Below are 22,024 nucleotides of genomic sequence, written 5' to 3'. Positions count from 1 at the left end.
GTCAGTTGCTTGGATATGCGACAAAAGCGAATCGGCTGGAGTCGGGTGACCAACTGTTGACATTGAGGGTTCCCTGGCCGCCGAAGAGGGGCCACGTGTGGAGCGGAGCGGCCCAGTCGCTAGTAGAAACAACAACGACGTCGACCGGCAGGTCCGCGGGGTGGCCCACCGTGCCGCTGGGGAAGCAAATGTAGCTGGCGAAGCGTCCGTCGGGGGAGAGATGCGGGAACCAGTCGACGGTTTCGCTCTCAAGCAGGCGTTCTGCCGTGCCGCCGTCGACGGGCCGCGTACGGGCAATCTGCGCGTGGCCGGGCCGGTCCGTGAAGGCCTCGGTATTGAAGTAGAGCAATTCGCCGTCGGGTGAATATTCCGGACCATCGCAGTGGCCATCGATGTTGATTGCAGTCGGTTCCCCGCCGGAGGCGGGAATCGTCATCAGCTTGCCGGGCTGAGTAAAGTCTCCGCCGTCGATGCCCACGTAGGCGAGCGTTTGGCCGTCAGGGCTGACTCCGTGCAGGAAATGGAACCACCCGTCGTCCGAGGTAATCCGGGTGGCTTCTCCGCCGTCGAGGGCTGCGCGGTAGATGTGGCCGTCATTCGCCGAGAGGTAGATGTTGACCCCATCGGGCGCGAGGACGTGGTCGTTGTTGAGCTCCGGGATGCCCGTGATGGATACCTTTTCGAGTCCGCCGGAAAGATCTAGCCGCCACAGTGCCCCGTCCCCGTTGAGGATCAGGGCCTGGCCATCGAGCGTCCAGTTCGGAGCCTCCAGCAACAGATCTTCCGTGGCAAAAACGAGCTCGGAAGCGCCGGCGACGGACGCGATCCGGACCTCGCAGCGCTGGCCGTCTTGAAGCGCCCGTATCACTGTGAGGCCTCGATGGAGCCGGCCGGGAGTTCCTTGATCCGGATGTTCCGCCACCTGCATTGTGCTCCGACGCCCCAGCGGGCCTCACCGAACATGGCGTCGTTGTCGTGCACTTCGAGCGCGATGTGTCCACGGCCACCAAGTACCTCGTAGACCGCGTCGGCGTCGTAGTTGGGGGATTGCAAGGTGGCGGTATCGAGTTCTGCGATCTTGAGGCCGTTGATCCACGTGGTGATGACAGGCATGTCGCCAACGCAGCGGATCCGCAACTCGTTCCAGTCGTCCCAGCGCCACACCTTGAGGAAATCGTCGACGTCGGCCGCGTAGCTGAGCCGGGAACGCTTCTCTTCCGTCACTGGTTCCACAGAGGTGGCCGGGTTGTCGGCCACAAGGCCGGTGGGCTGGCCGGCGGCGTCACGGACGACGTCGATCGCGAACGGAACCGCCGAGAAACTCGCGAGCCCGTTGCCGAAGAAGCCGCCGATCCCGCCGGAGGGGCGGTGGTCCACAAGGACTTGGAACCCTTCCCAGCTGTCCCGTTGACGCCGGATCATCACACCGGTGTCCGCAGGCCAATCGGGGCGCATCTCAAGGAGCAATTCGAAGTCCCCGAACGCCTGGTCGCTGACAAGGTAGCCGCCGTAACCGCTCCCGGGAGCATCCTGCTCGCCGATCAGGAAGCCATCTTCGACCTTCCAGCGGGCAGGATGCTTCTCCGGCTCCACGGGGCGCTGAAGTCCGAGACTATCGAAATGCTCAAGGACGCTCGGCCCACCGGGATACACCGAACCGTAGATCCGGGGTGCGGCGTGCCATCCGGCCAAGCTGACGCCGTCGAACAGCGGGAGGAACCCGTCGTTACTCTCGGACATCCCTTAGTCCTGGCTGAAGGCGGCGTCGAAGCTGGTTTGCGACGGCGGGAAGTCGAACTTCTTGAGGGCTGCCAGGGCTTCGGGGGCGCCGTGGAGGCGGTCCATGCCGGCATCTTCCCATTCCACGGAGATCGGACCGTTGTAGCCGATGGCGGTGAGGGCCCGGAAACTCGATTCCCAGGGGACGTCGCCGCGTCCGGCGGAGACGAAGTCCCAGCCGCGGCGCGGGTCGCCCCAGGGCAGGTGGGAGCCCAGGACGGTGTTGCGGCCGGTGGGGCGCAGCTTGGTGTCCTTGCAGTCCACGTGGTAGATCCGGTCCTTGAAGTCCCAGATGAAGGAGACGGGGTCGATGCCTTGCCACATGAAGTGGGAGGGGTCCCAGTTCAGCCCGAACGCTTCGCGGTGCCCGATGGCTTCCAGGGTCCGGACGGTGGTCCAGTAGTCGTAGGCGATTTCGGAGGGGTGGACTTCGTGGGCGAAGCGGACCCCGCATTCGTCGAAGACGTCCAGGATGGGGTTCCAGCGGTCGGCGAAGTCCTGGTAGCCGGCCTCGATGACTTTCTCGGGCACGGGCGGGAACATGGCGACGTACTGCCAGATCGAGGAGCCGGTGAACCCGACGACGGTGTCCACCCCGAGGGCTTTGGCGAGGCGGGCGGTGTGCTTCATTTCCTCGGCGGCACGTTGGCGGACGCCTTCGGGGTCCCCGTCGCCCCAGACCTTGGCCCCGACGATGGCCTGGTGGCGGAAGTCGATGGGGTCATCGCAGACGGCCTGGCCCTTGAGGTGGTTGGAGATGGCCCAGACCTTGAGGTTGTATTTTTCCAGGACGGCGAGTTTGGATTCGACGTAGCCGGGTTCGTCCCAGCGCCAGGCGTCCAGGTGGTCGCCGGAGACGGCGATTTCCAGGCCGTCGTAGCCCCAGCCGGAGGCGAGGCGGGCGACTTCCTCGAAGGGCAGGTCGGCCCACTGGCCGGTGAACAGGGTGTACGGGCGGGGCATGGGTTCTCCTTGCAGAAATTTTCGGGGGGCGTGCGTCAGGCCGGGGCTGTCAGTGGCCGGCGACCTGGATGATGGCACTCTTGGCGTCGGCGGATTCCTCGATCGCGGCCAGGACCTGCTGGACGGCGAGCCCGTCCTCGAACGAGGGCGACGGCGGTGTCCCGGCGTCGATGGCGGTCAGGAAGTCGCGGATTTCGTGGGTGAAAGTGTGCTCCCAGCCGATCACGTGGCCCTGGGGCCACCAGGCGTCCATGTAGGGGTGTTCGGGTTCGTTGACCAGGATCCGCCGGAATCCCTGCTCCCGGACCGGGACCGTGGCGTCCAGGAAACCAAGCTCATTAATGGATTCCAAGTCGAACAGGATGGACCCTTTGTCGCCGTAGATCTCGAGTTTGAGCGAGTTCTTCTGGCCCGTGGCCATGCGGGAGACTTCCACGGAGGCGACCGCCCCGGAGGCGAGGGTCAGCGTGGCCCAGGCGGCGTCGTCGACCGTTACTTGCTCCGGACCATCCGCCCCGGGACGGCTGTTCACGAAAGTGTGCAGCCGGCCGGAGACCTCGGTGACGGTGTCCCCGAGCAGGAACAGGACCTGGTCGATGGCGTGCGAGGCGATGTCGCCCAGGGCGCCGGACCCGGCGGTTTCCTTGTTGAGCCGCCACGTCATGGGCGAGTCCTCGTCCACCAGCCAGTCCTGAAGGTACGAGGCCCGGACATGCCGGACCGTCCCCAGCCGGCCCTCGGCGATCAGTTCCTTGGCGAGGGCCAGGGCCGGTACCCGGCGGTAGTTGAAGCCGATCATGGACTGGACACCGCGCGCCCGGGCGGCACGCGCGGCTTCCGTCATGGCTTCGGCCTCGGCCAGGGTGTTGGCGAGGGGCTTTTCCACGAGCACGTGCTTGCCCGCTTCCAGCGCGGCGATGGCGATTTCGGCGTGCATCCAGCCCGGGGCGCAGATGTCCACGATGTGGATGTCATCGCGTTCCAGGACCTGGCGCCAGTCTGTGGCGGACTCGCTCCACCCGTACTTCGCCGCGGCCTCGGCAACCTGTTCCGGGTCCCGGCCCACGAGCACTTTCTGCTCGAAGGCCGGAACATTGAAGAAACTGGCCACGTTCCGCCACGCGTTGGAGTGGGCTTTGCCCATGAATGCGTAGCCGATGGCGGCAACACCCAGGGTTGTCTTGCCAGCGTGGCCGTTGTGAGGGGTGGTGGGGGTAGGGGCGGAGCGTGTCATGAGTGATTCCTAGAGGGTGGCGGCCATCGGGTCCCAGTCCTCGGGGAGGGCCTGGGAGGTCACGGCGGAGCTGTCGACGCCTACAAAGGTGCCGGTTTCGGCGGACTCGGAAATGGAAACCAGGGTATCGACCACGTGGTAGGCGAGGGCTCCCTGGGCGCGGTGCGGAACACCGGCGCGCAGCGAACGGGCCATGTCCAGCACGCCCATGCCGCGGCCGTTGGCCGGTCCCGCGGCGGGAATGGTTTCCGCTTCCTCGGCTCCGGCGCGCCAGAGCTTGAGGTCGCCGTCGAAGTAGTTCGGGTCCGGGAGTTCGAGGGTGCCCTCGGTGCCGGTGATCTCCACGAAGCCCATCCGCAGGCGGGGGGATTCGAAGCTGAAGACGCTGTGCGAGGAGGCCCCGCCGTCGAACTGGAGCATGGCACTGACGTGCGTGGGGACCTCGACGGGGAATTCCTCCCCGGCCTTGGGCCCGGAACCGACCACGCGGACTTCTTTGGCTTTGGACCCGACGGCGGCGACGCGCCTTACCGAGCCGAAGGTCTGGACCAGCGCGGTGATGTAGTACGGGCCCATGTCGAAGAGCGGACCCGCACCGTGCTGGAACAGGAAGGCCGGGTTCGGGTGCCAGGACTCCGGGCCGGGGGTCTGGAACATGGTCAGGGCGGTCAGCGGGGTGCCGATGTCGCCGCGTTCGATGATCCGCCGGGCGGTCTGCAGCCCGGCGCCCAGGAAGGTGTCCGGTGCGCAGCCGAGGCGGATGCCTGCGGCGTCGGCCGTCTTCAGCAGCGCCAGACCGGATTCGCGGTCCAGGGAGAACGGCTTCTCGGTCCAGACGTGCTTGCCGGCGTTGACGGCTGCCGTGGCCACCTCGACGTGCGCTGCCGGGATGGTCAGGTTCACGATGATCTCGACGTCGGGGTGGTTCAGTGCCGCGTCCACGCCGCCCCACTCGGGGATGCCGTATTCCTTGGCGCGGGCTTCCGCGGCGTCCTCGAACAGGTCGGCGATGACGTGGACCTTCAGGTCGGGGAAGACCGTGAGGTTGTCCAGGTACTGCTTGCTGATGTTGCCGGCGCCGATGACGGCGACGCCCACGGGTCCCCGACGGGAAGACGGGGTGGAGGGGGTGGACTGGTGCGTTGCGGCGCTCATGCGTTCACGTCCTGTGCTGCGTTGTTCTGAAGGAAGGCGAGGCTTTCGGCGATGCCTTCGAAGATGTCTCCGGCATAGTCGTCGAACTCCACGACGCCCACCTCGAGGGACGTCGCGGCAGCAATGACGTCGAGCACCGCAATGGTGCCCTGGCCCGCCGGCAGCTGGGCTTTCGTGTCCGTGGTGCCGGGGCCGTCCTTGATGTGGATGAACTTCACGCGGTCACCCAGGCGGGCGAGCAGTTCCACGGGGTTCTGGCCACCGACGGATGCCCAGTAGGTGTCCACTTCCAGGACCAGTTCCGGGTCAAGGAGGCCTTCGAAGTACTCCAGGGCTGTCTGGCCCTCGATGCTGGACTCGAGCTCCCAGGCGTGGTTGTGGTAGCCGACGCGGATGCCGTATTCGGCGCCCTTCTTGGCTGCGGCGTTGAGCTTGGCCGCGGTGGTCTGGATGTCTTCGGCGTTCTGCCAGTGCTCGGCGGGCAGGTACGGGTCGATGACCGTGCTGATGCCGAGTGCCTTGGCGGCGGCGAAGATCTCGTCCTGGTCCTGGCTCAGCAACGGCGCGTGACCGGACGGGGCGCTCAGCCCGTTCTCCTTCAAAGCAGCGCCCAGTTCCTTCGCGGTGGCCACGAAATTGTAGGGTTCAACCTGCGTGAAGCCGATCTCTGCAACATTCTTGATGGTGCCCGGCAGGTCTTCCTGCATGGCATTGCGCAAGGTGTACAGCTGGATGGAGTAAGACATGGTTTTCCTTTGCGTTGTCAGTTGCGTGAAAAGAGTTCGATTAGCGGCCGGCGAGGGATCCGCCGATGCCGCCGACGCTGAAGTACTTGTTCAGCGTGGCGAAGACGATGATGGGCGGGAGCATCATGACGACGGCGAGGGCCATGACGCCGGACCAGTCGGTCATGTTTTGCTGGAAGAAGGACTGCACGCCCACAGGCAGGGTGAAGATCTCGTTGGAGCGCAGGAACACGATTGCGACGAGGTAGTCGTTCCAAGCCAGGAGGAAGGCGAAGATGGCGGTGGACAGGATGCCGGGCAGGGAATTGCGCAGCACCACCTTCGTGAACGATCCGAACACGGAGCAGCCGTCGATCCAGGAGGCTTCCTCGAGGCTGACCGGGATGGAGTCGAAGTAGGCGGCCATCATCCAGGTAGCCACCGTCATGGTGGAGCCGACGTAAATGATGATCAGGCCGAGCAGGTTGTCCACAAGTCCCATCCCCGCGAACAGGATGAACAGCGGCACCACGGAGGTGATGATCGGCAGGGACTGCATGACGAACAGCAGCAGGGAGTAGCCGGAGACGGCTTTGGAGCGGCCGCGCGAGAGGACGTAGCCGGCGGGTGCTGCGACGGCGACCGAGACGATCACAGTGGAAAGCGTAGTGACGAGGCTGTTGGTCAGCCAGGTGCCGGCGAGGGTCTTGGAGAAGACACCTGTGATGTTTTCCAGGGTCAGGCCGGTGGCGGTGCTGTTCGGGCCTGGGGTGAGGGCCAAGACCACGGTGACCATGATCGGGACGAGGACGATCGCGGTGATGGCAAGGATCAGGACGAACCGCCACCAGCGTCCGCGCAGGCCGGCTTCGGACAGGGCGCGGCGGGTTTTCTCGGGTCCCGCGACGCCGAGCGCGGGTCCGGATGCGGGGTGGGCGTGGAGAACTGCGCTCATTATTCGACGCTCGACTTTCGGATCTGGCGGTACAGGAAGACCGACACGACGACGAGGGTGAGGGTCATGAGGAAGGCGATGGCGACGCCGGGACCGGTCTGGAAGTCCTGGAAGACGCTGCGGTAGGCCAGGACCACGAGGGAAGTGGTGGCGTCGACGGGGCCGCCGCCGGTGAGCAGGTAGATGGTGGGGAAGTCGTTGACGCAGAAGATCGTCATCAGGATCCAGCTGATGTAGGTGGAGCGGGCGATCATCGGCAGGGTGATCTGGGTGAACTGCTGCCACTTGCTGGCGCCGTCCATGCTGGCGGCTTCATAGACGGTGGTGTCCACGGAGGCCAGTGCGGCGGAGATCATCATCATCATGAAGGGGAAGCTGACCCAGACCTTGAAGACCATGACCATGACGGCGGCGAGGTGCGGGTCGGCCAGGAACAGCGGTGTGCCCAGGCCAAGACCACGGAAAAGCGAGGGGATGAGGCTGTCCGGGGTGGCAACGAGCCAGTTCCAGGCAGTGGAGGACACCACGATCGGCACCACCCAGGGCAGCAGGAGCAGGACCTTGAAGGTGCCTCCCGCCGGGATCTTGGTGCGCAGGAGCAGCGCCAGGCCCAGGCCCACCAGCCAGGAACCGAAGACACCGACGATGGTGAACCACAGCGTGAACTGGGCAGCCTTCCAGAAGGCGGGCGAGGACAGCACGGTGGCGAAGTTGTCGACGCCGACGAAGTTGCCGGTGTCGATGAGGGAGCCGTCGTGGGTAGCCTGGACGCCGGCGTAGATCAGCGGGTAGCCGTTGATCAGGATGAGCAGGACGATGGAGGGCAGCAGAAGCCAGAAAAAAGTCCGGCGGGTCTGGCCCGACAGTTTGCTCTTGCGGTTCAATTCACCGGTGCGGTGATGGGACCCGCCCCCGGGCCCGCCAGGGGCGAGCCCCCGGCGGGCCCGGGCCAGGCCGGACTGTGCGGTGGTTGATGACATGGCAGGGGCCGCTTTACTTCTTGATCACGGATTCGAGGCCGGTCTTGAAGGCCTGCAGCGCCGTCTTGGCGTCGGTCTTGCCAGTGAGGATGGTCTGGGTGAGCTGGTTCAGTGCCTGGCCGCCGTCCAGGACAGCAAGGTTGGCGTTGAGGGAGGTTCCCTGTGCGGCGAAGGTCTTCGCGATCGGCTGGTATTCCTTGACGATCTTGACGTTGTTGGGATCGCCCGCAAACTCGGGAAGTTCAGTGATGGACTTGAAGACCGGCAGTCCGTTCATCAGCTTCTGCCGCCACAGTTCCTTCAGTTGGCCCATGTAGTAGGTCAGGAAGGCCTCGGAAGACTCCTGGGAAGGAGTGTTCTTGTACATCATGATGTTGTTCGGGAACACCAGTGCGGCTTTGTCGCCGTGCGGACCGGCCATCGGGCTCGCCACCAGGAGGTCTCCGGAGGTGTCGCCCACGCGCTGCGGCAGGCCCAGCACATACATGCCGAAGGCCGCCTTCTTGTTCTTCCACTGCGCATCGAGGTTGTCCGTGGTGTAGCTGACCGCCGCGGGGTCGACGACACCGTTGGAGACCAGCTCGAGCAGGAACTCAATGGCTTCGACGTTGCGGTCATTCATGACGTCCAGCTGGCCGTCCTTGGTGAAGACGCCACCACCGTTGTTGATCATCATCATGATCATCAAGTGGTTGCCGATGTTGTTGCCCGCGCCCGAGCCCGTGGCGAACCCTACGGCACCGATGCTCTTGAGCTTCTTGCCCGCCTCGAGCAGGCTGGGCCAGTCGGTCGGAACCGCCACGCCGGCCTGGTCGAAGAGGGACTTGCGGTACCACAGCGGGCGCATGTCCAGTTGCCATGGCACGGAGACGTAGCCTTTGTCCGTCTTGAAGGGCTCCAGCACGCCCGGCAGGAAGTCGTCGAACTGGCCGTTCTTCTTCAGTGCGTCGATGACCTTGTCCGCGTAGGCGATCTGGCCCTGCTGCTCGAACTGGAAGGCCTGGAAGCCACCACCGGTGGATACCGCGGGGCCGGTCTTGGACGCGATGGCCGAGGAGAAGGTCTGGTAGAAGTTGTTCCACTGGATGATCTGGTAGCTGGCCTTGCCGTTGCTTCCAGTTGGTGCGTAGCTATCGACGATCTTCTTCGCGGCATCGTTATAAGCCGGGGTGCCCCAGGGCATGTCCCAGAACTTGATCCCGCCACCGGCGCTGGAGCTCGAGCTGGAGCCGCCGCCGCACGCCGCGAGTAGCGGGACTGCCGCTGCTGCTGCCGTGAGGCCGAGGAAGCCCCTGCGGGAGAAATTGCGGCTGGCTTCGGACTGAACAGTCATGATGATTCCTTTCGGGACCGCTGCGTGATCTTCGCGTTTGGGGCGGTCCGGCTCGTCGTCGAGAAGGTGAATGATTGCTTTTGGTGCTCTGTTATTGAGGGTTTGCAGTTGGGGAGGAGCGCGGGTTCAGGACAGGTGCGCGATGGATTCCGTCAGCCGTGCAAAGCCGGCGAGATCGGAGGGGAAAGTGCCGGCGTCGAGGTGTTCCTTGAGCCGGCGCCAGGTGGTGCGGTGGGCGGATTCGTAAAGTGTGGGCAGGAGGATTTCCCCTTGGGGTCCGGTAGCCCGGACTTCTGCCGGCCAGGCGGCAAGCGGTTCGGGGACCGCAATGCTGACACCGCCGTCGTCGGTGTAGAGGCGGAGGTCGACGCCGGCGGGCCGGGAGTTGCTCAGTACGCCCTGGAGCGAAACCGGGGCACCGTTGGGGAGTCGGCCGGAAACCGTGTAGCCGTGCGTGCCGCGGCGCAGGACGCGAAGCGCGTCCAGTTGGCCGGTGACGCGTACGACGGCGGCGAGGTGCTCAGTGAGGAGCCGGTCCGGATTGGTTCCTGCCGCGGCTGTGGCGACGGTGTCGAGCATGGCGGCGCGGCCGGCTACCGAACGGACGGCGTCTTCGGCTCCAGCGAGTCCGGGGTTGGATGCCCAGCGCTGGTCCAGGACAACCGCGACGCCGGCTGTTTCAGCGGCATCGCGCAGGGCGGCGGTGTTTTCCGGGACCGGATTGACCACGACGATGCCCAGCGCTCCGCCGTCGATCGCCTTGATGGCCTCGGTGGTCCAGCCCGGGGCGCCGTCGATGGCGGAGATTTGTGGAATGAACGTCGGTGTCGCCTCACTGGCGGGACCGAAGCTCGCCGGCAGCGAGGCGACGGCGAGTCCCACTGCGCCCCTCTCTTCGGCCTGCGGGGTGGCAGTGACCGTGTACTGGGTGCTCATGAGCGGGCTCCTGCATATTCAACAGCGGCGAGATCCACGGTGGCATCGGCAATGGCGATCGCGAAGGTGAGGTCGTTGATGAGGCTTTCGGCGGACGGCGGCTGCTTGGTTCCGAGGGCTAGTTCGGCGAGTTCGCGCCACTCGCCCTCGTATCCGTTGTGCTCGAACGGCCCGTATGTGGTGCTTGTGGAGCCGCGGGTGATGGTTGCGACCGCCGAGCCCGCCTGTACATAGGAAGGAGTGAAGTCCACGCGAAGGGCTGCTTCATCCGAGATCGCCTCGAAGGCCCATTCCGGCTTCCAGGTCTTGTTCATGGCTGCACGCAATTCGATAGTCCGGTTGCCTGCGCCCTGTTTTCCGGCACGCAGGGAAATCACGTAGCCGAAGGGGCGGACATGCCGGGCCTGGAGGACTTCGAGGTCTTCGAAATCCGGGGTGAAGCGGCGCACGAGCGGAAGATCGTGGATGGCGAGTCCCATGATGCCGCCTCGAAGGGCGTTCTTGATGACTTCCACATCGCTGTAGTCGGGGGCGCCGCCGGCGGGCCGGGTGAGGATTTCGGTGGCGAAGTCTTCGAAGCGGGCATTGGGCGGAAGGACGATGGAGGAACGGATGGTGTGGGCCGTTTCAGGGAGATCACCCCAGTTGGCCTCGGCTGCGAGCCAGCCGGGATCGAAAGTGTGCATGGCGCCCACGATGATCGGAACGCCGGTTTCCTCGCTGACCGCTGAAATCCGTGCCGCTTCCTCGCCGCTCATCGCGAAGGGCTTCTCGCAGAGGACAGCTTTCTTTCCGGCGCGGCATGCGGCGATGACTTGGCCTGCGTGGAACTGGTGGGGGCTGCAGATGGCCACGATGTCGACGTCGGGATCGCCCAGGAGCGCGTCCATACTGGTGCTGTGGTTGGCGCCGACGCGGGCTGCGACCGATTCGGCGACTGCGGCGTCGACGTCCATGATGTGGCGGATTTCCAGGATGTTCCGGAGCCGGGCAAGGGAAGGCAAGTGGATTGCTTGGGTGACTGGGCCGGCGCCAAGAATGCCGACGCCAAGGGGCTGTGGTGATCCTAACGGTGCTGCCTGTGAGTGGCTGGACAAGATCAGTTACCTCTTCGTAAACGGAGTCTCTGAGTTTCAACGCGGCTTCGTGGGCTACGTGACCCTTCTCACAAACAACCTACGACGACTTTTGACGATGAGCAAGCAAAAGTTGAAAATCAATCGACAATCTTTTGCTGCGTGACACCCATAAGCAATCGTGCTATCACTGATGCATGACCTCAGCACCCGAAAAAGCGCCCGGCAAGGACGGCTCCGTACAGGACGCCGGAAGCCTCTCGCGTGCAGGAGATCTGTTTCAGCTTCTTCGCGACGGCCAGGCACGGACCCGGGCCGAACTCGCCATCACCACGGGACTGGCCCGCTCCACCGTCGCCTCGCGCATCGACGCCCTTATGAACTCCGGACTCGTGGGCCCTGCCGGTGAGGCGAGTTCCAGCGGCGGCAGGCCGCCGTCGCGCTTTGCCTTCAACCCTGCGGCCCGCGTTGTCCTAGCCGTCGACGTCGGAGCGACGCACGTGATCGTCGCCGTCACCGATCTTGGCGGAACAGTCCTGGCCGAGCGCCGGTTGGCGCAGGAAGTCGCCGACGGTCCCGATGTGGTTCTCGGCAGGATTGTGGCCGAAGGGCGGGAGCTCCTCGCCGAAGCGGGCCGCGGCCTCGAAGACCTGGCCGGAATCGGAATTGGACTGCCCGGCCCGGTGGAACACGACACCGGCCGGCCGGTCAAGCCGCCCATCATGCCCGGCTGGGACGGATTCGACGTAGTCCGCTACATGCAGCGCTCGCTGCCGGTTCCCGTACTGGTGGACAACGACGTCAACATCATGGCCTTGGGCGAACGCACAGCGTATTGGCCGGACCACGACAACTTGCTCTTCGTCAAAATCGCCACGGGCATCGGCGCGGGCATCATCAGTAGCGGGGAGCTGCAGCGGGGCGCCAACGGCACCGCCGGGGACCTCGGTCACGTCAGGGTTCCCCGTGGCGACGACGTCCTCTGCCGTTGCGGGAACTACGGGTGCCTTGAAGCACTCGCCTCCGGCCCCGCCGTCGCCCGCCAACTGAAGGCCCAAGGACTGGAGGCCACCAACGGCGGCGACGTGCTGCGGCTCGTTGCCGAGGGAAACCTCCAGGCCATTCAGGCACTGCGGCAGGCCGGACGCGATGTCGGCGATGTCCTGGCAACCGTGGTGAATCTGCTCAACCCCTCGATGATCGTGATCGGCGGCAGTGTTGGGGAGGCCGGCGAGCACCTTGTTGCAGGCATCCGTGAAGTGGTCTACCGGCGCTCCCTCCCGCTGGCTACTTCGCATCTGCGCATCGGCATTTCGATGGCAGGGGACCAGGCCGCGATCCTCGGCGCGAGCCAGATGGTCACCCAGCACGTCCTCTCCCCGGCAGTGATTGAAGCCACGCTCCAAGCAACGGGCTGAGGTGCGTCGCGTAGCGTTCAGCAACGGCGGGTCGTGATAGCAATGAGGTGATGCCTTCCTTCCCCGCCCTCCAGCGCACCCCATGACCGGCCAGTTCCTCGCCAAGGTGCCACGAGGCTGGCTGATCCTCGCATGCATCGGCCTCATAGCCCTCAACATGCGCGGACCTTTCGTCGCGGTGGCGCCGGTGGTGGATTCCCTGAAACGGGACCTTGGATTCTCGCCCGTGGAACTTGGGCTGCTGACTGGCATCCCCGTCCTCTGCTTCTCGCTCGCCGCGCCGCTGGCTTCGCTGGCCGGGCGCAGGTTCGGCGCCGAATTCGCGGTGATGCTCACGCTCACGGGCGTGCTGGCCGGCGTCGTGATCCGCTCCAGCGGCGGCGGGATTCCGGTCATGGTGGGTACTGTCCTCATCGGCCTAGCCATCACTATCGGCAACATCGCAGTGCCGCTCATCATTCGCCGCGATTTTGCGCCTCGACGCCAGGCAACCGCGATGGGCGTCTACACGGCGACGCTGAACATCGGGTCCTTCCTGACCTCGGTGGCCACGGCCCCGCTCGCAGAACTTGTGGGCTGGCGGCTTGCCTTGGGGGCGAGTGCCCTCCTTGCCCTGGCGGCCATTCTGTTCTGGGTCCCAACGGTCGGTGCCCGGCAAGCTTTCGTTCCGGCTCCCGTTCCGTCCGCCGACGGGTCGCGAGCCGGCAACGTCACCGGCGTTGGCTGGCTGACCGTTGGCCTGACCCTGGGATTCGCCGGCCAGGCATTCTCGTATTATGGCGTGACCGCGTGGCTTCCGAGCTTCCTGTCCGATGAACTCGGTATGGGCACCGCACAAGCCGGCGCTGGGTCATCGCTCTTCCAGATCTTCGCGATTGTGGGCGGGCTCGGCGTGCCGCTCATCGCCCGTTTCGCCAGTACGACGGCGGTGGCGGTCACCTTGAGTGCCCTGTGGCTCACGGTACCTTTGGGCTTGTTGTTGGCCCCTGGCTGGTGGTGGCTATGGTCGTCCCTAGGCGGAGTCGCGCAGGGTGGTGGCATCACAGTCATTTTCATCGCCATCATCAAGTTTGCGCGCGACCAAGCCTCGGCAGGGAAGATGTCCGCCGTCGTGCAGGGGGTCGGCTACTGCTTCGCGGCCTTGGCTCCCACCATCGTCGGTTACGCGCACAGCATCTCCGAAGGCTGGACCGTGCCACTCCTGGTGATCCTTGGTTCGGTAGCCGCGTTCTGCGTCTGCACCACCCTCTCAGTGCGCTGGGTGGCCAGGCAGCGCTAGGCGGGTTCACATCGCTAGGCGGGTTCGCTTGCGGCAGGGGAGTCCCGCCGTCGTACACCCAAGTAGTCCCCACCGCCACCCTCGCCTCGCAAGTCCCCACCGGCTCCCAGCCTTCGCAAGCTCAGGCAGGGGCCCTCGCCGGTGGGGGCCCACGGCGAGGGAACCCTGGCGGCGTGGGCCCCCGCAGTTGTTGTCGTTATGAGCGGTCAAAACGACGACAACTGCGAGCGACTTGGGTGGGGTTCCGTCGCTGGGCTGCCTCCCCGGCCATCGGGGTCACTTGTTGCGAAGAGTGCAGGCAGCCCAGCGGGGTGTGGGGCCGGCGGTTGGGGCCGGTGGGTGGGATCAGGCGGCTACGAGTTCTTCCTTGGTGGCTTCTTCGCGGGCTTCCGTGAGGTAGCGGGCGTAGGCCGGGATGGTCAGGAAGGTGGGGAATTCCTCGGCCAAGGCGACTTCCTCGAAGATGCTGCGGGCATCGTTGAAGCGGTCGTCGTCGAAGCGTTCCAGCCGTGCGAACTCCTCGTCGAGGAGGTCGTTGACCCATTCGCGGGTGATGACTTCTCCGGTCTCGGTGATGGCGTGGGAGTAGATCCATTGCCAGAGCTGTGAGCGGGAGATCTCTGCCGTGGCCGCGTCTTCCATGAGGTTGTGGATGGCCACGGCGCCGTTGCCGCGCAGCCAGGACTCGATGTAGCGGATGCCCACCTCGATGTTGTTCCGGATGCCGGTCTCGGTGATGGTGCCTTCGGTGGAGGCGATGTCGATCAGGGCACGGTCGTCGGGGGTGACGTCCTCGCGTGAGCGGTCCAGTTGGTTCGGACGGTCGCCGAGTACGCCGTCGAACACTTCGCGGCACACCGGAACGAGGTCCGGGTGCGCTACCCAGGAACCGTCGAAACCGTCGCCGGCCTCGCGGGTCTTGTCCGCGCGGACCTTTTCGAACGCTGCCGTGTTGGCGGCCTCGTCCTTGCGGTTGGGAACGGCTGCGGCCATGCCGCCGATCGCCATGGCGCCGCGGCGGTGGCAGGCCCGGACCAGTTGCTCGGTGTAGGAGCGCATGAACGGCTGGGTCATGGACACCTGGCCGCGGTCCGGCAACACGAACCGGGGGCCGCGGGTGCGGAAGTTCTTGATCACGGAGAAGATGTAGTCCCAGCGGCCCGCGTTAAGGCCCGAGGCGTGATCGCGCAGCTCGAACAGGATCTCCTCCATCTCGAACGCCGCGGTGATGGTCTCGATCAGCACGGTGGCACGGATGGTGCCCTGCGGGATGCCGAGCAGGTCCTGGGCCAGGACGAAGATGTCGTTCCAGAGGCGGGCCTCCAGGCGGTTCTCGATCTTGGGCAGGTAGAAGTACGGGCCCTTGCCCTGTGCCAGCAGGCGGCGTGCGTTGTGGAAGAAGAACAAGCCGAAATCGACCACGCCACCGGCAACGGGCTTCCCGTCGATGAGCATGTGCTTCTCCGGCAGGTGCCAGCCGCGCGGCCGCACCACGATGGTGGGCAGGTCTTCGGCGGCACGGAGCTTGTATTCCTTGCCTTCCGGGGAGGTGAAGTCGATCCGGCGTTCCAGGGCATCGGTGAGGTTCAGCTGGCCTTGGATGACGTTGCGCCACGTGGGGGTGGAGGAGTCTTCCATGTCTGCCAGCCACACCTTCGCGCCCGAGTTCAACGCGTTGATGGTCATCTTGCGGTCAACCGGTCCGGTGATTTCCACGCGGCGGTCTTCCAGTCCCGGTGCCGGGGGAGCGACGCGCCAGTTAGGATCGTTGCGGATTTCCGCCGTCTCCGGGAGGAACCGCGGGTCCTGGCCCCCGGAAATCTGGCCGCGACGGGTGTGACGCGCTTGCATCAGCTCCTGGCGGCGCTCCGCCGTAGCCCGGTGCAGCTTTGCCACGAACTCCAGGGCATCCGGGGTAAGAACCTCGTTCTGCCGGTGGATAGGCTGGGCGGTCAGCGTGATGCCGTTGATCGTGTAATTGTCAGTGAAACTGTTCATTTCAATCTCTCCTCAGAGAAGCAAATGTCCGACGGCGGGTGCAGCTGGGTTGGGTACGGTTGCAGTGCGGGTTGGGGCCGGTACGTGGCGGGGTCCGGCCTTCGGACCGGCATTGCTCTGCCTGCTATTCCCCGTTTCCGGGTCCGTCCTCGCTGAGCGAGGACGGACCCGGAAACGGGGCCCCTTTTACGCAGGCTGCCGCAATACCGGACTCTTCGGCCTGGTGCGCCAGTCGCCAAGAGCCGCAAGGCCGGCGAAGGTGATCCGGAAGCGTGCGTAAAAGGGGCCCTGTCCCCGTCCTCGGCCGAGCTTTGCGAGGCCATAGGACGGGGATGGGGAATAGCACGCGGAGGATTGCCTTTGTCGGCCCAACCGTAGGTCGCAGAGAACTGGTCTGCCGTCGAACGGAAAGTTTTAGTGGAACTGGCCTTCTTCGGTGGATCCCACCAGGGCCAGCGTGGATGCGTTCGGGTTGAGCGCAGTAGCAATGTCGTCGAAGTAGCCGGTGCCGACTTCGCGCTGGTGCTTTGTCGCGGTGTAGCCGCGGGACTCGGAGGCGAATTCCTTTTCCTGGAGTTCGACGTAGGCGCTCATGCCTTCACGGGCGTAACCGTGGGCGAGATCGAACATCGAGTAGTTCAGGGCGTGGAAGCCGGCCAGGGTGATGAACTGGAACGTGAAGCCCATGGCGCCGAGTTCACGCTGGAACTTCGCGATGGTGGCGTCGTCCAGGTGCTTGCGCCAGTTGAATGACGGCGAGCAGTTGTAGGAGAGCATCTGGTCCGGGAAGTCGGCCTTGACGGACTCGGCGAACTTGCGGGCCAGCTCCAGGTCCGGGGTGCCCGTTTCCATCCAGATGAGGTCCGAATACGGGGCGTAGGCCTTGGCGCGGGCGATGCAGGGTTCGATGCCGTTGCGGACCTTGTAGAAGCCCTCAGCCGTACGTTCGCCGGTGACGAATTCCTGGTCGCGGGGATCGACGTCGGAGGTGATCAGGGTTGCTGCCTCGGCGTCGGTACGGGCGATGATCACCGAAGGGGTGCCGGCGACGTCGGCCGCGAGTCGGGCGGCGTTCAGGGTCCGGACGTGCTGCTGGGTGGGGATGAGCACCTTGCCGCCGAGGTGGCCGCACTTCTTTTCGGACGCGAGCTGGTCTTCCCAGTGCACGCCCGAGGCGCCGGCCTGGATCATGGATTTCATGAGTTCGTAGGCGTTCAGCGGGCCACCGAAACCGGCTTCGGCGTCGGCAATGATCGGGACCAGCCAGTCCTCGACCGTCTGGATGCCCTCGGCGTATTCGATCTGGTCGGCCCGGAGCAGGGCGTTGTTGATGCGGCGGACCACGGTGGGGACCGAGTTGGCCGGGTAGAGCGACTGGTCCGGGTAGGTGTGGCCGGAGTTGTTGGCGTCGGCGGCTACCTGCCAGCCGGAAAGGTAGATGGCCCGCAGCCCGGCCTTGACCTGCTGCACGGCCTGGTTGCCGGTCAGTGCACCGAGTGCGTTGGTGTACTTGCCTTCCTTGTGCTCTTCCGTGAGCTGCTTCCACAGCTTCTCGGAGCCGCGCCTGGCCAAGGTGTGTTCTTCGGAGACGCGGCCGCGGAGGCGGACGACGTCGGTGGCCGAGTAATCGCGGGTGACGCCTTCCCAACGCGGGTTGGCAGCCCATTCGAGCTCCAGTGCTGCGGCCTGCTGCTGAGCGGAGGTGGGCTGCTCTGGTTCAAATGCTGCGGTCATTGTTCTGTCTCCTTTAACGCTACTTTGGCGTGTTGCTGTGTATGTAGCCCCGGCCGATCTTCGCTGCGCCTTTGCTGTTCAGGTCGACCGGGGTTTCCGTAGTTCTTACTTTTCAGTACTTCGATGAGACTTACTAGAGAAAAACTATGGAAAGAAATGCACTTCTTCGCGTATGCTCAAGAAATGTCACCTGTGAGCTGGAACCGCGAAGTACCGCCGCCGTCGTCATCCGCCGCTGACGCCGAACTGGACGTCATCAGCCTGGGCCGCCGCGTGCGGTATCTGCGCAAGCAGGCCGGGCTGACCCTCGACGACGTGAGCGCCGCCGTCGGGACCGCCCCTAGCCAGTTGAGCCTTATTGAGAACGGCAAGCGGGAACCTAAACTGGGCTTGCTGAAGCAGCTCGCGGCCGCATTGAACGTGGGCATCGACCAGCTGCTCGGAGCGGAACCGCCCAGCAGACGGGCCGCACTGGAAATCGAGTTGGAACGGTACCAGCGCGGGCCCCTCTATGAGTCCCTGAACCTGCCGAAAATCCGTGTCAGCGCGCGGCTTCCGCTCGATGTGCTGGAGTCACAGATAGGTCTCCTGCAGGAGCTTGAGCGCAGGCTCAACGAGCAGATTGCGACGCCGGAAGAGGCCCGCCGCGCGAACGGTGAACTACGTGCCATGATGCGTGAGCGCGGCAACTATTTTCCGGAGTACGAGGCCGAAGCGCAGAAGGTGCTCAAAGGCGTCGGGTACACCTCCGGCCCGCTGAGCCAGCACGTCATTGCGGACATCGCGGACCACCTCGGATTCACGCTTCACCACGTGGGCGACCTGCCCCATTCCACCCGTTCAGTGACCGATCTTAAGAATCACCGAATTTATCTCACGCAGAGCCAGAGGCAGGACCACGATCCCCGTTCGGTCCTCCTGCAGGCCCTGGGCCACTACGTTCTGGGCCACGAGACTCCCAAGAACTACGGGGACTTCCTGGCGCAGCGCGTCGCCACAAACTATTTTGCCGCGGCGCTCCTCCTGCCCGAGCACGCCACCTTGGAGTTCCTCCAGAAGGCGAAGGCTGCCAAGGAGATCGCAGTCGAGGACATCCGGGATGCCTTTGCTGTCTCCTACGAAACCGCGGCACACCGCTTCACCAACCTAGCCACGAAGCACCTTGGCATCACCACGCATTTCCAGAAGACCCACCAAAGCGGCATCATCTACAAGGCCTACGAGAACGACGGCGTGGCCTTCCCGCATGACCATACCGGCGCCATCGAGGGCCAACCGGCCTGCAAAGCGTGGACTTCGCGGGCAGTGTTCGATGTTCCGGACAAGTTCAGCGCTTACAGCCAATACACGGACACCGTCTCCGGCACCTATTGGTGCACGGCGCGCACCGAGCGATCGGCCGCGGGGGAGTTCTCGCTCAGCATCGGCGTGCCGTACCAGCACGTGAAGTGGTTCCGCGGGCGGGAGACGACGGCGCGGGCTACCTCAACATGCCCGGACCCGAACTGCTGCAAGCGCCCGCCGGCGTCGTTGGCTTCTTCCTGGGCAGGCAACGCCTGGCCATCCGCTCGGGCTCACTCGCACCTGCTGGCCGCCATGCCGCCGGGCGCGTTCCCCGGCGTCGACGAGACCGAGGTGTACGCGTTCCTTGAGGCGCACTCGGGGTAGTTTTTTGGGGGGCTTGGGTGGACGCGTCACGCCACGCATCTTTTTGGATTCCCCGGGGTTGAACCACCCCGGAATTCCGCGGCTTGGCCCATGATATGGACCCAAAAACTTGCCCGGCGTGACGCCAGAAAGGTGGAGGTGAACTCCGGGTTGACGGTGGGGACGTCGATGTCACACCGACATGGCCCAGGATAAAGCCGCATCGCGGCGAGGCTCGGAGGGGTCGATCAGCCTGATTCTGTCCACGAGCCGGGCCTGGTCGACGAGGGACGCCCCGATGAGGGCCAAAACGAACGCGTGATCCTTGGGCCGTGCTGCTATGAGCTTGGCTGCGCAGAGATCGTAGGGATCCAGGCAAAGCCCGGTGCTGTTCCGGGTCGCCTCATTGCGCACACCGACAAGGCGGTACTCCCAGTCTTCCGGGAGCACTGCGGTCTCCCTTTCGACTGCCTGGACATAGAACCCGAATTCGTTGTGGAAAGGCGACCATTCACCAAGCGCGGAATCGATGCTGTCTGCAAGCGTGCCGGCGTCGTCGTCGGAAAACGGGGCGATGTCGACAGCGTCTGACATGGTGATTGCCGCAGGCAGTTCGTCCTCCGTGAAGGACCCCAGAATTGACTGGCTGCCGATCACAATCACCCGGTCGCCGTGAATGATATCGGTAGCAGCCCTGATAGCGTGCTCAAGCTCATCGCGGCGCAATGACGGGAGCTTTCTTGATGACCTGCATGGCCGCATGCTACCCCCGTGCAGGCCGATTGTCAGTAGCCGCCCCGCCCGCGCTCAGACAGCAGCGTCGCCACCTTTTCAATGAGCTCGTACGGCATCGGCTTCCCCAGCGGGAACTTCAAGGTTCCCTTGGCCGCCCGGTATGGGGCGATTTCCCGCTCGAATTCCGCGTCGCCGTCGGGCACTGGATAGACGGAAATGTGGTGCTTCCAGGCCGCGAAGTAAACCACATAGTGGCCCTCGAGGGTGATGGTGGGGATGCCGTGGCTGATCCTTTCCCCGGCTCCGGGAACGGCTGCCAGCGCCCGACGTCGGATCTCCCGAAGAATCGTCTGCACGTCGTCTGGCTGGGACGCGATGTACTCGTCCACGGTTTCGAAACGCTCAGCCATGCGCTCTCCCTCGCCCTTGGGCCGTTCTGTTTCCCGCCGTTCTGTTTCCCGCCGCACGGCCGGTCTTCGACCAAGCTTGCCCTAGCGGGCGCCGCCTTGCCAGAGGGCGTCGAACTGAGCGTTGGAGGAAATGCGGGTCGTGGGGCCGTCTTGTACGAATGACCAATATGACCAAAATGCAGGCCCTTAAGTTACCCGGCGGTAAGGTGGCGGCGGCGTGGCCGGTGGCTGCGTCCTCCCAGGAAGGGTTCATTGATGAGCACCCAGCAAGCAGCGCCCCAGAGCGAGGCCGCCCGGACGCGCAAGGCCGTCGGCAACATACTCAAAGGCTCCGCAGGCAACCTTGTGGAGTGGTACGACGTGTACATCTACACGGCGTTCTCCGCCTATTTCGCATCCCATTTCTTCAGTTCCAAAGACCCGCTGCAGAGCAATCTTGAGGCGATGGCTGTTTTCGCCGTGACGTTCCTGATGCGCCCCATCGGCAGTTGGTTCTTCGGCCGCTATGCCGACCGCAAAGGCCGCAAGGCCGCCCTGACCCTGAGCGTGACCATGATGTCCGCAGGGTCGTTCGCCATCGCCATCCTGCCCACAAAGGAAGTGATAGGAGTGTGGGCCCTGGTTCTCCTGATCCTGATCCGGCTGATCCAAGGGTTCTCCGTGGGCGGCGAATACGGCACGAGCGCCACCTACATGTCCGAGGCTGCGACATCCAAGCGTCGCGGCTTCTTCTCCTCCTTCCAGTACGTGACGCTGATCGGAGGCCAGATGCTGGCCCTGCTGGTCCTCGTGGTCCTCGAACAGGCTTTCGGCAAGGAAGCCTTGGCCGGATGGGGTTGGCGCATTCCATTCGCTATCGGCGGTGTCGCCGCACTGGTTGTCCTGTGGCTCCGACGCTCCATGGAAGAGACCATCTCCGCGGAGCAGACCGCCGCGGCAACTGCCAAGCCGGCCGATGGCGAAGCCCAGCCGGGCACCTTGAGGTTGCTTCTCGCCAAGCACTGGCGCGCACTGCTGATCTGCATTGGAGTGACCCTCGGCGGCACGGTGGCCTTCTACACGTACACCAACTTCATCCTGTCCTTCATGCAGAACACCAGCGGCATCGCCAAGGAAACCAGTAGCCAGATCAACTTCTGGGCGCTTCTGATTTTCATGCTCCTGCAGCCGGTCTATGGCATGATCTCGGACAAGGTGGGCCGTAAGCCGCTTCTTTTGTGGTTCGGGATCCTCGGGGTGCTGGGCACTTGGCCGCTGTTGTCTGCGCTGAGCGGAACCAAGGACCCGTTCCTGGCGTTCTTGCTCATGATGGGCGGCCTGTTGATTGTGGGAGGCTACACCTCCTGCCTTGGTGAAGGCCGAGCTCTTCCCCTCGTCCATCCGAGCGCTCGGTGTGGGCCTTGGGTATGCGATCGCCAACTCATTGTTCGGCGGGACGGTTCCGCTGGTGGGCGCTGCTTTCCAGAAGGCCGGCCAAGTGGAGATCTTCTTTACCTACGTCACTGTGGCCATCGGCATTTCGCTGCTGGTCTACATCTTCGCCCTGAAGAACAAGAAGTCGACCCACCTGGACAAGGAGCAGGGGAGCGCTTTCGGCTCGCCCCGCGCTGACGATTCGCGGGCCGACGACCAGGACTCTGTCAACGCCTAGCCCGACGAACCCGACG

The 22,024-nt window shown here is 64.6% G+C and carries 18 protein-coding genes and 1 pseudogene; 4 read left to right on the top strand and 15 right to left on the bottom strand.

What is annotated here, in order from left to right; all coding sequences use genetic code 11:
* Position 1: 1 nt before the first annotated feature.
* The 11 genes from AC3ANQ_RS20530 to AC3ANQ_RS20480 form a co-directional block, all read right to left on the bottom strand.
* Positions 2 to 868 carry a TolB family protein gene (locus tag AC3ANQ_RS20530; RefSeq protein ID WP_488302739.1) on the bottom strand — a complete coding sequence of 289 codons (867 nt, stop codon included), beginning with the start codon at positions 866 to 868 and terminating at the stop codon, positions 2 to 4.
* Positions 865 to 1,740 carry a 3-keto-disaccharide hydrolase gene (locus AC3ANQ_RS20525; protein ID WP_488302738.1) on the bottom strand — a complete coding sequence of 292 codons (876 nt, stop codon included), beginning with the start codon at positions 1,738 to 1,740 and terminating at the stop codon, positions 865 to 867. Before AC3ANQ_RS20525 ends, AC3ANQ_RS20530 begins: the two co-directional genes overlap by 4 nt.
* A gap of 3 nt (positions 1,741 to 1,743) precedes the next feature.
* On the bottom strand, positions 1,744 to 2,742 hold the full coding sequence (locus tag AC3ANQ_RS20520) for a sugar phosphate isomerase/epimerase family protein (protein WP_488302737.1): 999 nt from the start codon (positions 2,740 to 2,742) through the stop codon (positions 1,744 to 1,746).
* A gap of 49 nt (positions 2,743 to 2,791) precedes the next feature.
* Complete coding sequence (locus AC3ANQ_RS20515; RefSeq protein WP_488302736.1) at positions 2,792 to 3,976, bottom strand: Gfo/Idh/MocA family protein; 1,185 nt, start codon at positions 3,974 to 3,976, stop codon at positions 2,792 to 2,794.
* Positions 3,977 to 3,985: 9 nt separating this feature from the next.
* Positions 3,986 to 5,131: a Gfo/Idh/MocA family protein gene (locus AC3ANQ_RS20510; protein ID WP_488302735.1), complete on the bottom strand. Its 1,146-nt coding sequence runs from the start codon at positions 5,129 to 5,131 to the stop codon at positions 3,986 to 3,988.
* Positions 5,128 to 5,877, bottom strand: a complete 750-nt coding sequence (locus AC3ANQ_RS20505; RefSeq protein WP_488302734.1) for a sugar phosphate isomerase/epimerase family protein — start codon at positions 5,875 to 5,877, stop codon at positions 5,128 to 5,130. The genes AC3ANQ_RS20510 and AC3ANQ_RS20505 overlap by 4 nt, the downstream gene beginning before the upstream one ends.
* Before the next feature lie 40 nt (positions 5,878 to 5,917).
* A complete protein-coding gene (locus tag AC3ANQ_RS20500; RefSeq protein ID WP_488302733.1) occupies positions 5,918 to 6,811 on the bottom strand; it encodes a carbohydrate ABC transporter permease in 894 nt (297 codons plus the stop codon).
* A complete protein-coding gene (locus tag AC3ANQ_RS20495) occupies positions 6,811 to 7,791 on the bottom strand; it encodes a carbohydrate ABC transporter permease (RefSeq protein ID WP_488302732.1) in 981 nt (326 codons plus the stop codon). Before AC3ANQ_RS20495 ends, AC3ANQ_RS20500 begins: the two co-directional genes overlap by 1 nt.
* 13 nt (positions 7,792 to 7,804) lie before the next feature.
* Complete coding sequence (locus AC3ANQ_RS20490; protein ID WP_488302731.1) at positions 7,805 to 9,124, bottom strand: ABC transporter substrate-binding protein; 1,320 nt, start codon at positions 9,122 to 9,124, stop codon at positions 7,805 to 7,807.
* A gap of 126 nt (positions 9,125 to 9,250) precedes the next feature.
* Positions 9,251 to 10,060 carry a hypothetical protein gene (locus AC3ANQ_RS20485; protein WP_488302730.1) on the bottom strand — a complete coding sequence of 270 codons (810 nt, stop codon included), beginning with the start codon at positions 10,058 to 10,060 and terminating at the stop codon, positions 9,251 to 9,253.
* A complete protein-coding gene (locus AC3ANQ_RS20480; protein ID WP_488302729.1) occupies positions 10,057 to 11,157 on the bottom strand; it encodes a Gfo/Idh/MocA family protein in 1,101 nt (366 codons plus the stop codon). Before AC3ANQ_RS20480 ends, AC3ANQ_RS20485 begins: the two co-directional genes overlap by 4 nt.
* A 176-nt stretch (positions 11,158 to 11,333) precedes the next feature.
* Here AC3ANQ_RS20480 and AC3ANQ_RS20475 point away from each other — a divergent pair, with 176 nt between their 5' ends.
* Together AC3ANQ_RS20475 and AC3ANQ_RS20470 are read left to right on the top strand one after the other, a co-directional pair.
* Positions 11,334 to 12,554 carry an ROK family transcriptional regulator gene (locus AC3ANQ_RS20475; RefSeq protein ID WP_488302728.1) on the top strand — a complete coding sequence of 407 codons (1,221 nt, stop codon included), beginning with the start codon at positions 11,334 to 11,336 and terminating at the stop codon, positions 12,552 to 12,554.
* 82 nt (positions 12,555 to 12,636) lie between these two features.
* Positions 12,637 to 13,833, top strand: coding sequence for an MFS transporter (locus AC3ANQ_RS20470; protein ID WP_488302727.1), 1,197 nt, complete (start codon positions 12,637 to 12,639; stop codon positions 13,831 to 13,833).
* Positions 13,834 to 14,178: 345 nt separating this feature from the next.
* On the opposite strand, the gene aceB is transcribed toward AC3ANQ_RS20470, so the two are convergent.
* Together aceB and aceA are read right to left on the bottom strand one after the other, a co-directional pair.
* A complete protein-coding gene (gene aceB / locus AC3ANQ_RS20465) occupies positions 14,179 to 15,831 on the bottom strand; it encodes a malate synthase A (RefSeq protein ID WP_488302726.1) in 1,653 nt (550 codons plus the stop codon).
* Positions 15,832 to 16,245: 414 nt separating this feature from the next.
* Complete coding sequence (aceA, locus tag AC3ANQ_RS20460) at positions 16,246 to 17,565, bottom strand: isocitrate lyase (protein ID WP_488302725.1); 1,320 nt, start codon at positions 17,563 to 17,565, stop codon at positions 16,246 to 16,248.
* 156 nt (positions 17,566 to 17,721) lie between these two features.
* Between aceA and AC3ANQ_RS20455 the strand changes: the two genes are divergently transcribed.
* Positions 17,722 to 19,233 (top strand): helix-turn-helix domain-containing protein, encoded by a 1,512-nt coding sequence (locus AC3ANQ_RS20455; protein WP_488302724.1) that lies wholly within the window; start codon positions 17,722 to 17,724, stop codon positions 19,231 to 19,233.
* A 171-nt stretch (positions 19,234 to 19,404) separates the two neighbouring features.
* On the opposite strand, the gene AC3ANQ_RS20450 is transcribed toward AC3ANQ_RS20455, so the two are convergent.
* The gene (locus tag AC3ANQ_RS20450; protein ID WP_488302723.1) at positions 19,405 to 19,938 is read right to left on the bottom strand and encodes a DUF6036 family nucleotidyltransferase; all 534 of its coding nucleotides are present in this window, start codon (positions 19,936 to 19,938) and stop codon (positions 19,405 to 19,407) included.
* Between the two features lie 59 nt (positions 19,939 to 19,997).
* The gene (locus tag AC3ANQ_RS20445; RefSeq protein ID WP_488302722.1) at positions 19,998 to 20,357 is read right to left on the bottom strand and encodes an iron chaperone; all 360 of its coding nucleotides are present in this window, start codon (positions 20,355 to 20,357) and stop codon (positions 19,998 to 20,000) included.
* A 255-nt stretch (positions 20,358 to 20,612) separates the two neighbouring features.
* Between AC3ANQ_RS20445 and AC3ANQ_RS20440 the strand changes: the two are divergent.
* Positions 20,613 to 22,008, top strand: a pseudogene (locus AC3ANQ_RS20440) (MFS transporter).
* Positions 22,009 to 22,024 lie beyond the last annotated feature (16 nt).

It is taken from the genome of Arthrobacter sp. DMZ02-1R, from assembly GCF_057747935.1.
The sequence above is the reverse complement of the archived record's forward strand: the minus strand, read 5'-3'. Positions and strand labels throughout refer to the sequence as shown.

Bases quoted from the DNA above. Each gene is read 5' to 3' on its own strand.
- AC3ANQ_RS20445 (WP_488302722.1), bottom strand. From the start codon at position 20,357: ATGGCTGAGCGTTTCGAAACCGTGGACGAGTACATCGCGTCCCAGCCA.
- AC3ANQ_RS20475 (WP_488302728.1), top strand. From the start codon at position 11,334: ATGACCTCAGCACCCGAAAAAGCGCCCGGCAAGGACGGCTCCGTACAG.
- AC3ANQ_RS20525 (WP_488302738.1), bottom strand. From the start codon at position 1,740: ATGTCCGAGAGTAACGACGGGTTCCTCCCGCTGTTCGACGGCGTCAGC.
- aceB (WP_488302726.1), bottom strand. From the start codon at position 15,831: ATGAACAGTTTCACTGACAATTACACGATCAACGGCATCACGCTGACC.
- aceA (WP_488302725.1), bottom strand. From the start codon at position 17,565: ATGACCGCAGCATTTGAACCAGAGCAGCCCACCTCCGCTCAGCAGCAG.
- AC3ANQ_RS20490 (WP_488302731.1), bottom strand. From the start codon at position 9,124: ATGACTGTTCAGTCCGAAGCCAGCCGCAATTTCTCCCGCAGGGGCTTC.
- AC3ANQ_RS20505 (WP_488302734.1), bottom strand. From the start codon at position 5,877: ATGTCTTACTCCATCCAGCTGTACACCTTGCGCAATGCCATGCAGGAA.
- AC3ANQ_RS20485 (WP_488302730.1), bottom strand. From the start codon at position 10,060: ATGAGCACCCAGTACACGGTCACTGCCACCCCGCAGGCCGAAGAGAGG.
- AC3ANQ_RS20510 (WP_488302735.1), bottom strand. From the start codon at position 5,131: ATGAGCGCCGCAACGCACCAGTCCACCCCCTCCACCCCGTCTTCCCGT.
- AC3ANQ_RS20495 (WP_488302732.1), bottom strand. From the start codon at position 7,791: ATGTCATCAACCACCGCACAGTCCGGCCTGGCCCGGGCCCGCCGGGGG.
- AC3ANQ_RS20500 (WP_488302733.1), bottom strand. From the start codon at position 6,811: ATGAGCGCAGTTCTCCACGCCCACCCCGCATCCGGACCCGCGCTCGGC.
- AC3ANQ_RS20520 (WP_488302737.1), bottom strand. From the start codon at position 2,742: ATGCCCCGCCCGTACACCCTGTTCACCGGCCAGTGGGCCGACCTGCCC.
- AC3ANQ_RS20515 (WP_488302736.1), bottom strand. From the start codon at position 3,976: ATGACACGCTCCGCCCCTACCCCCACCACCCCTCACAACGGCCACGCT.
- AC3ANQ_RS20455 (WP_488302724.1), top strand. From the start codon at position 17,722: ATGCACTTCTTCGCGTATGCTCAAGAAATGTCACCTGTGAGCTGGAAC.
- AC3ANQ_RS20470 (WP_488302727.1), top strand. From the start codon at position 12,637: ATGACCGGCCAGTTCCTCGCCAAGGTGCCACGAGGCTGGCTGATCCTC.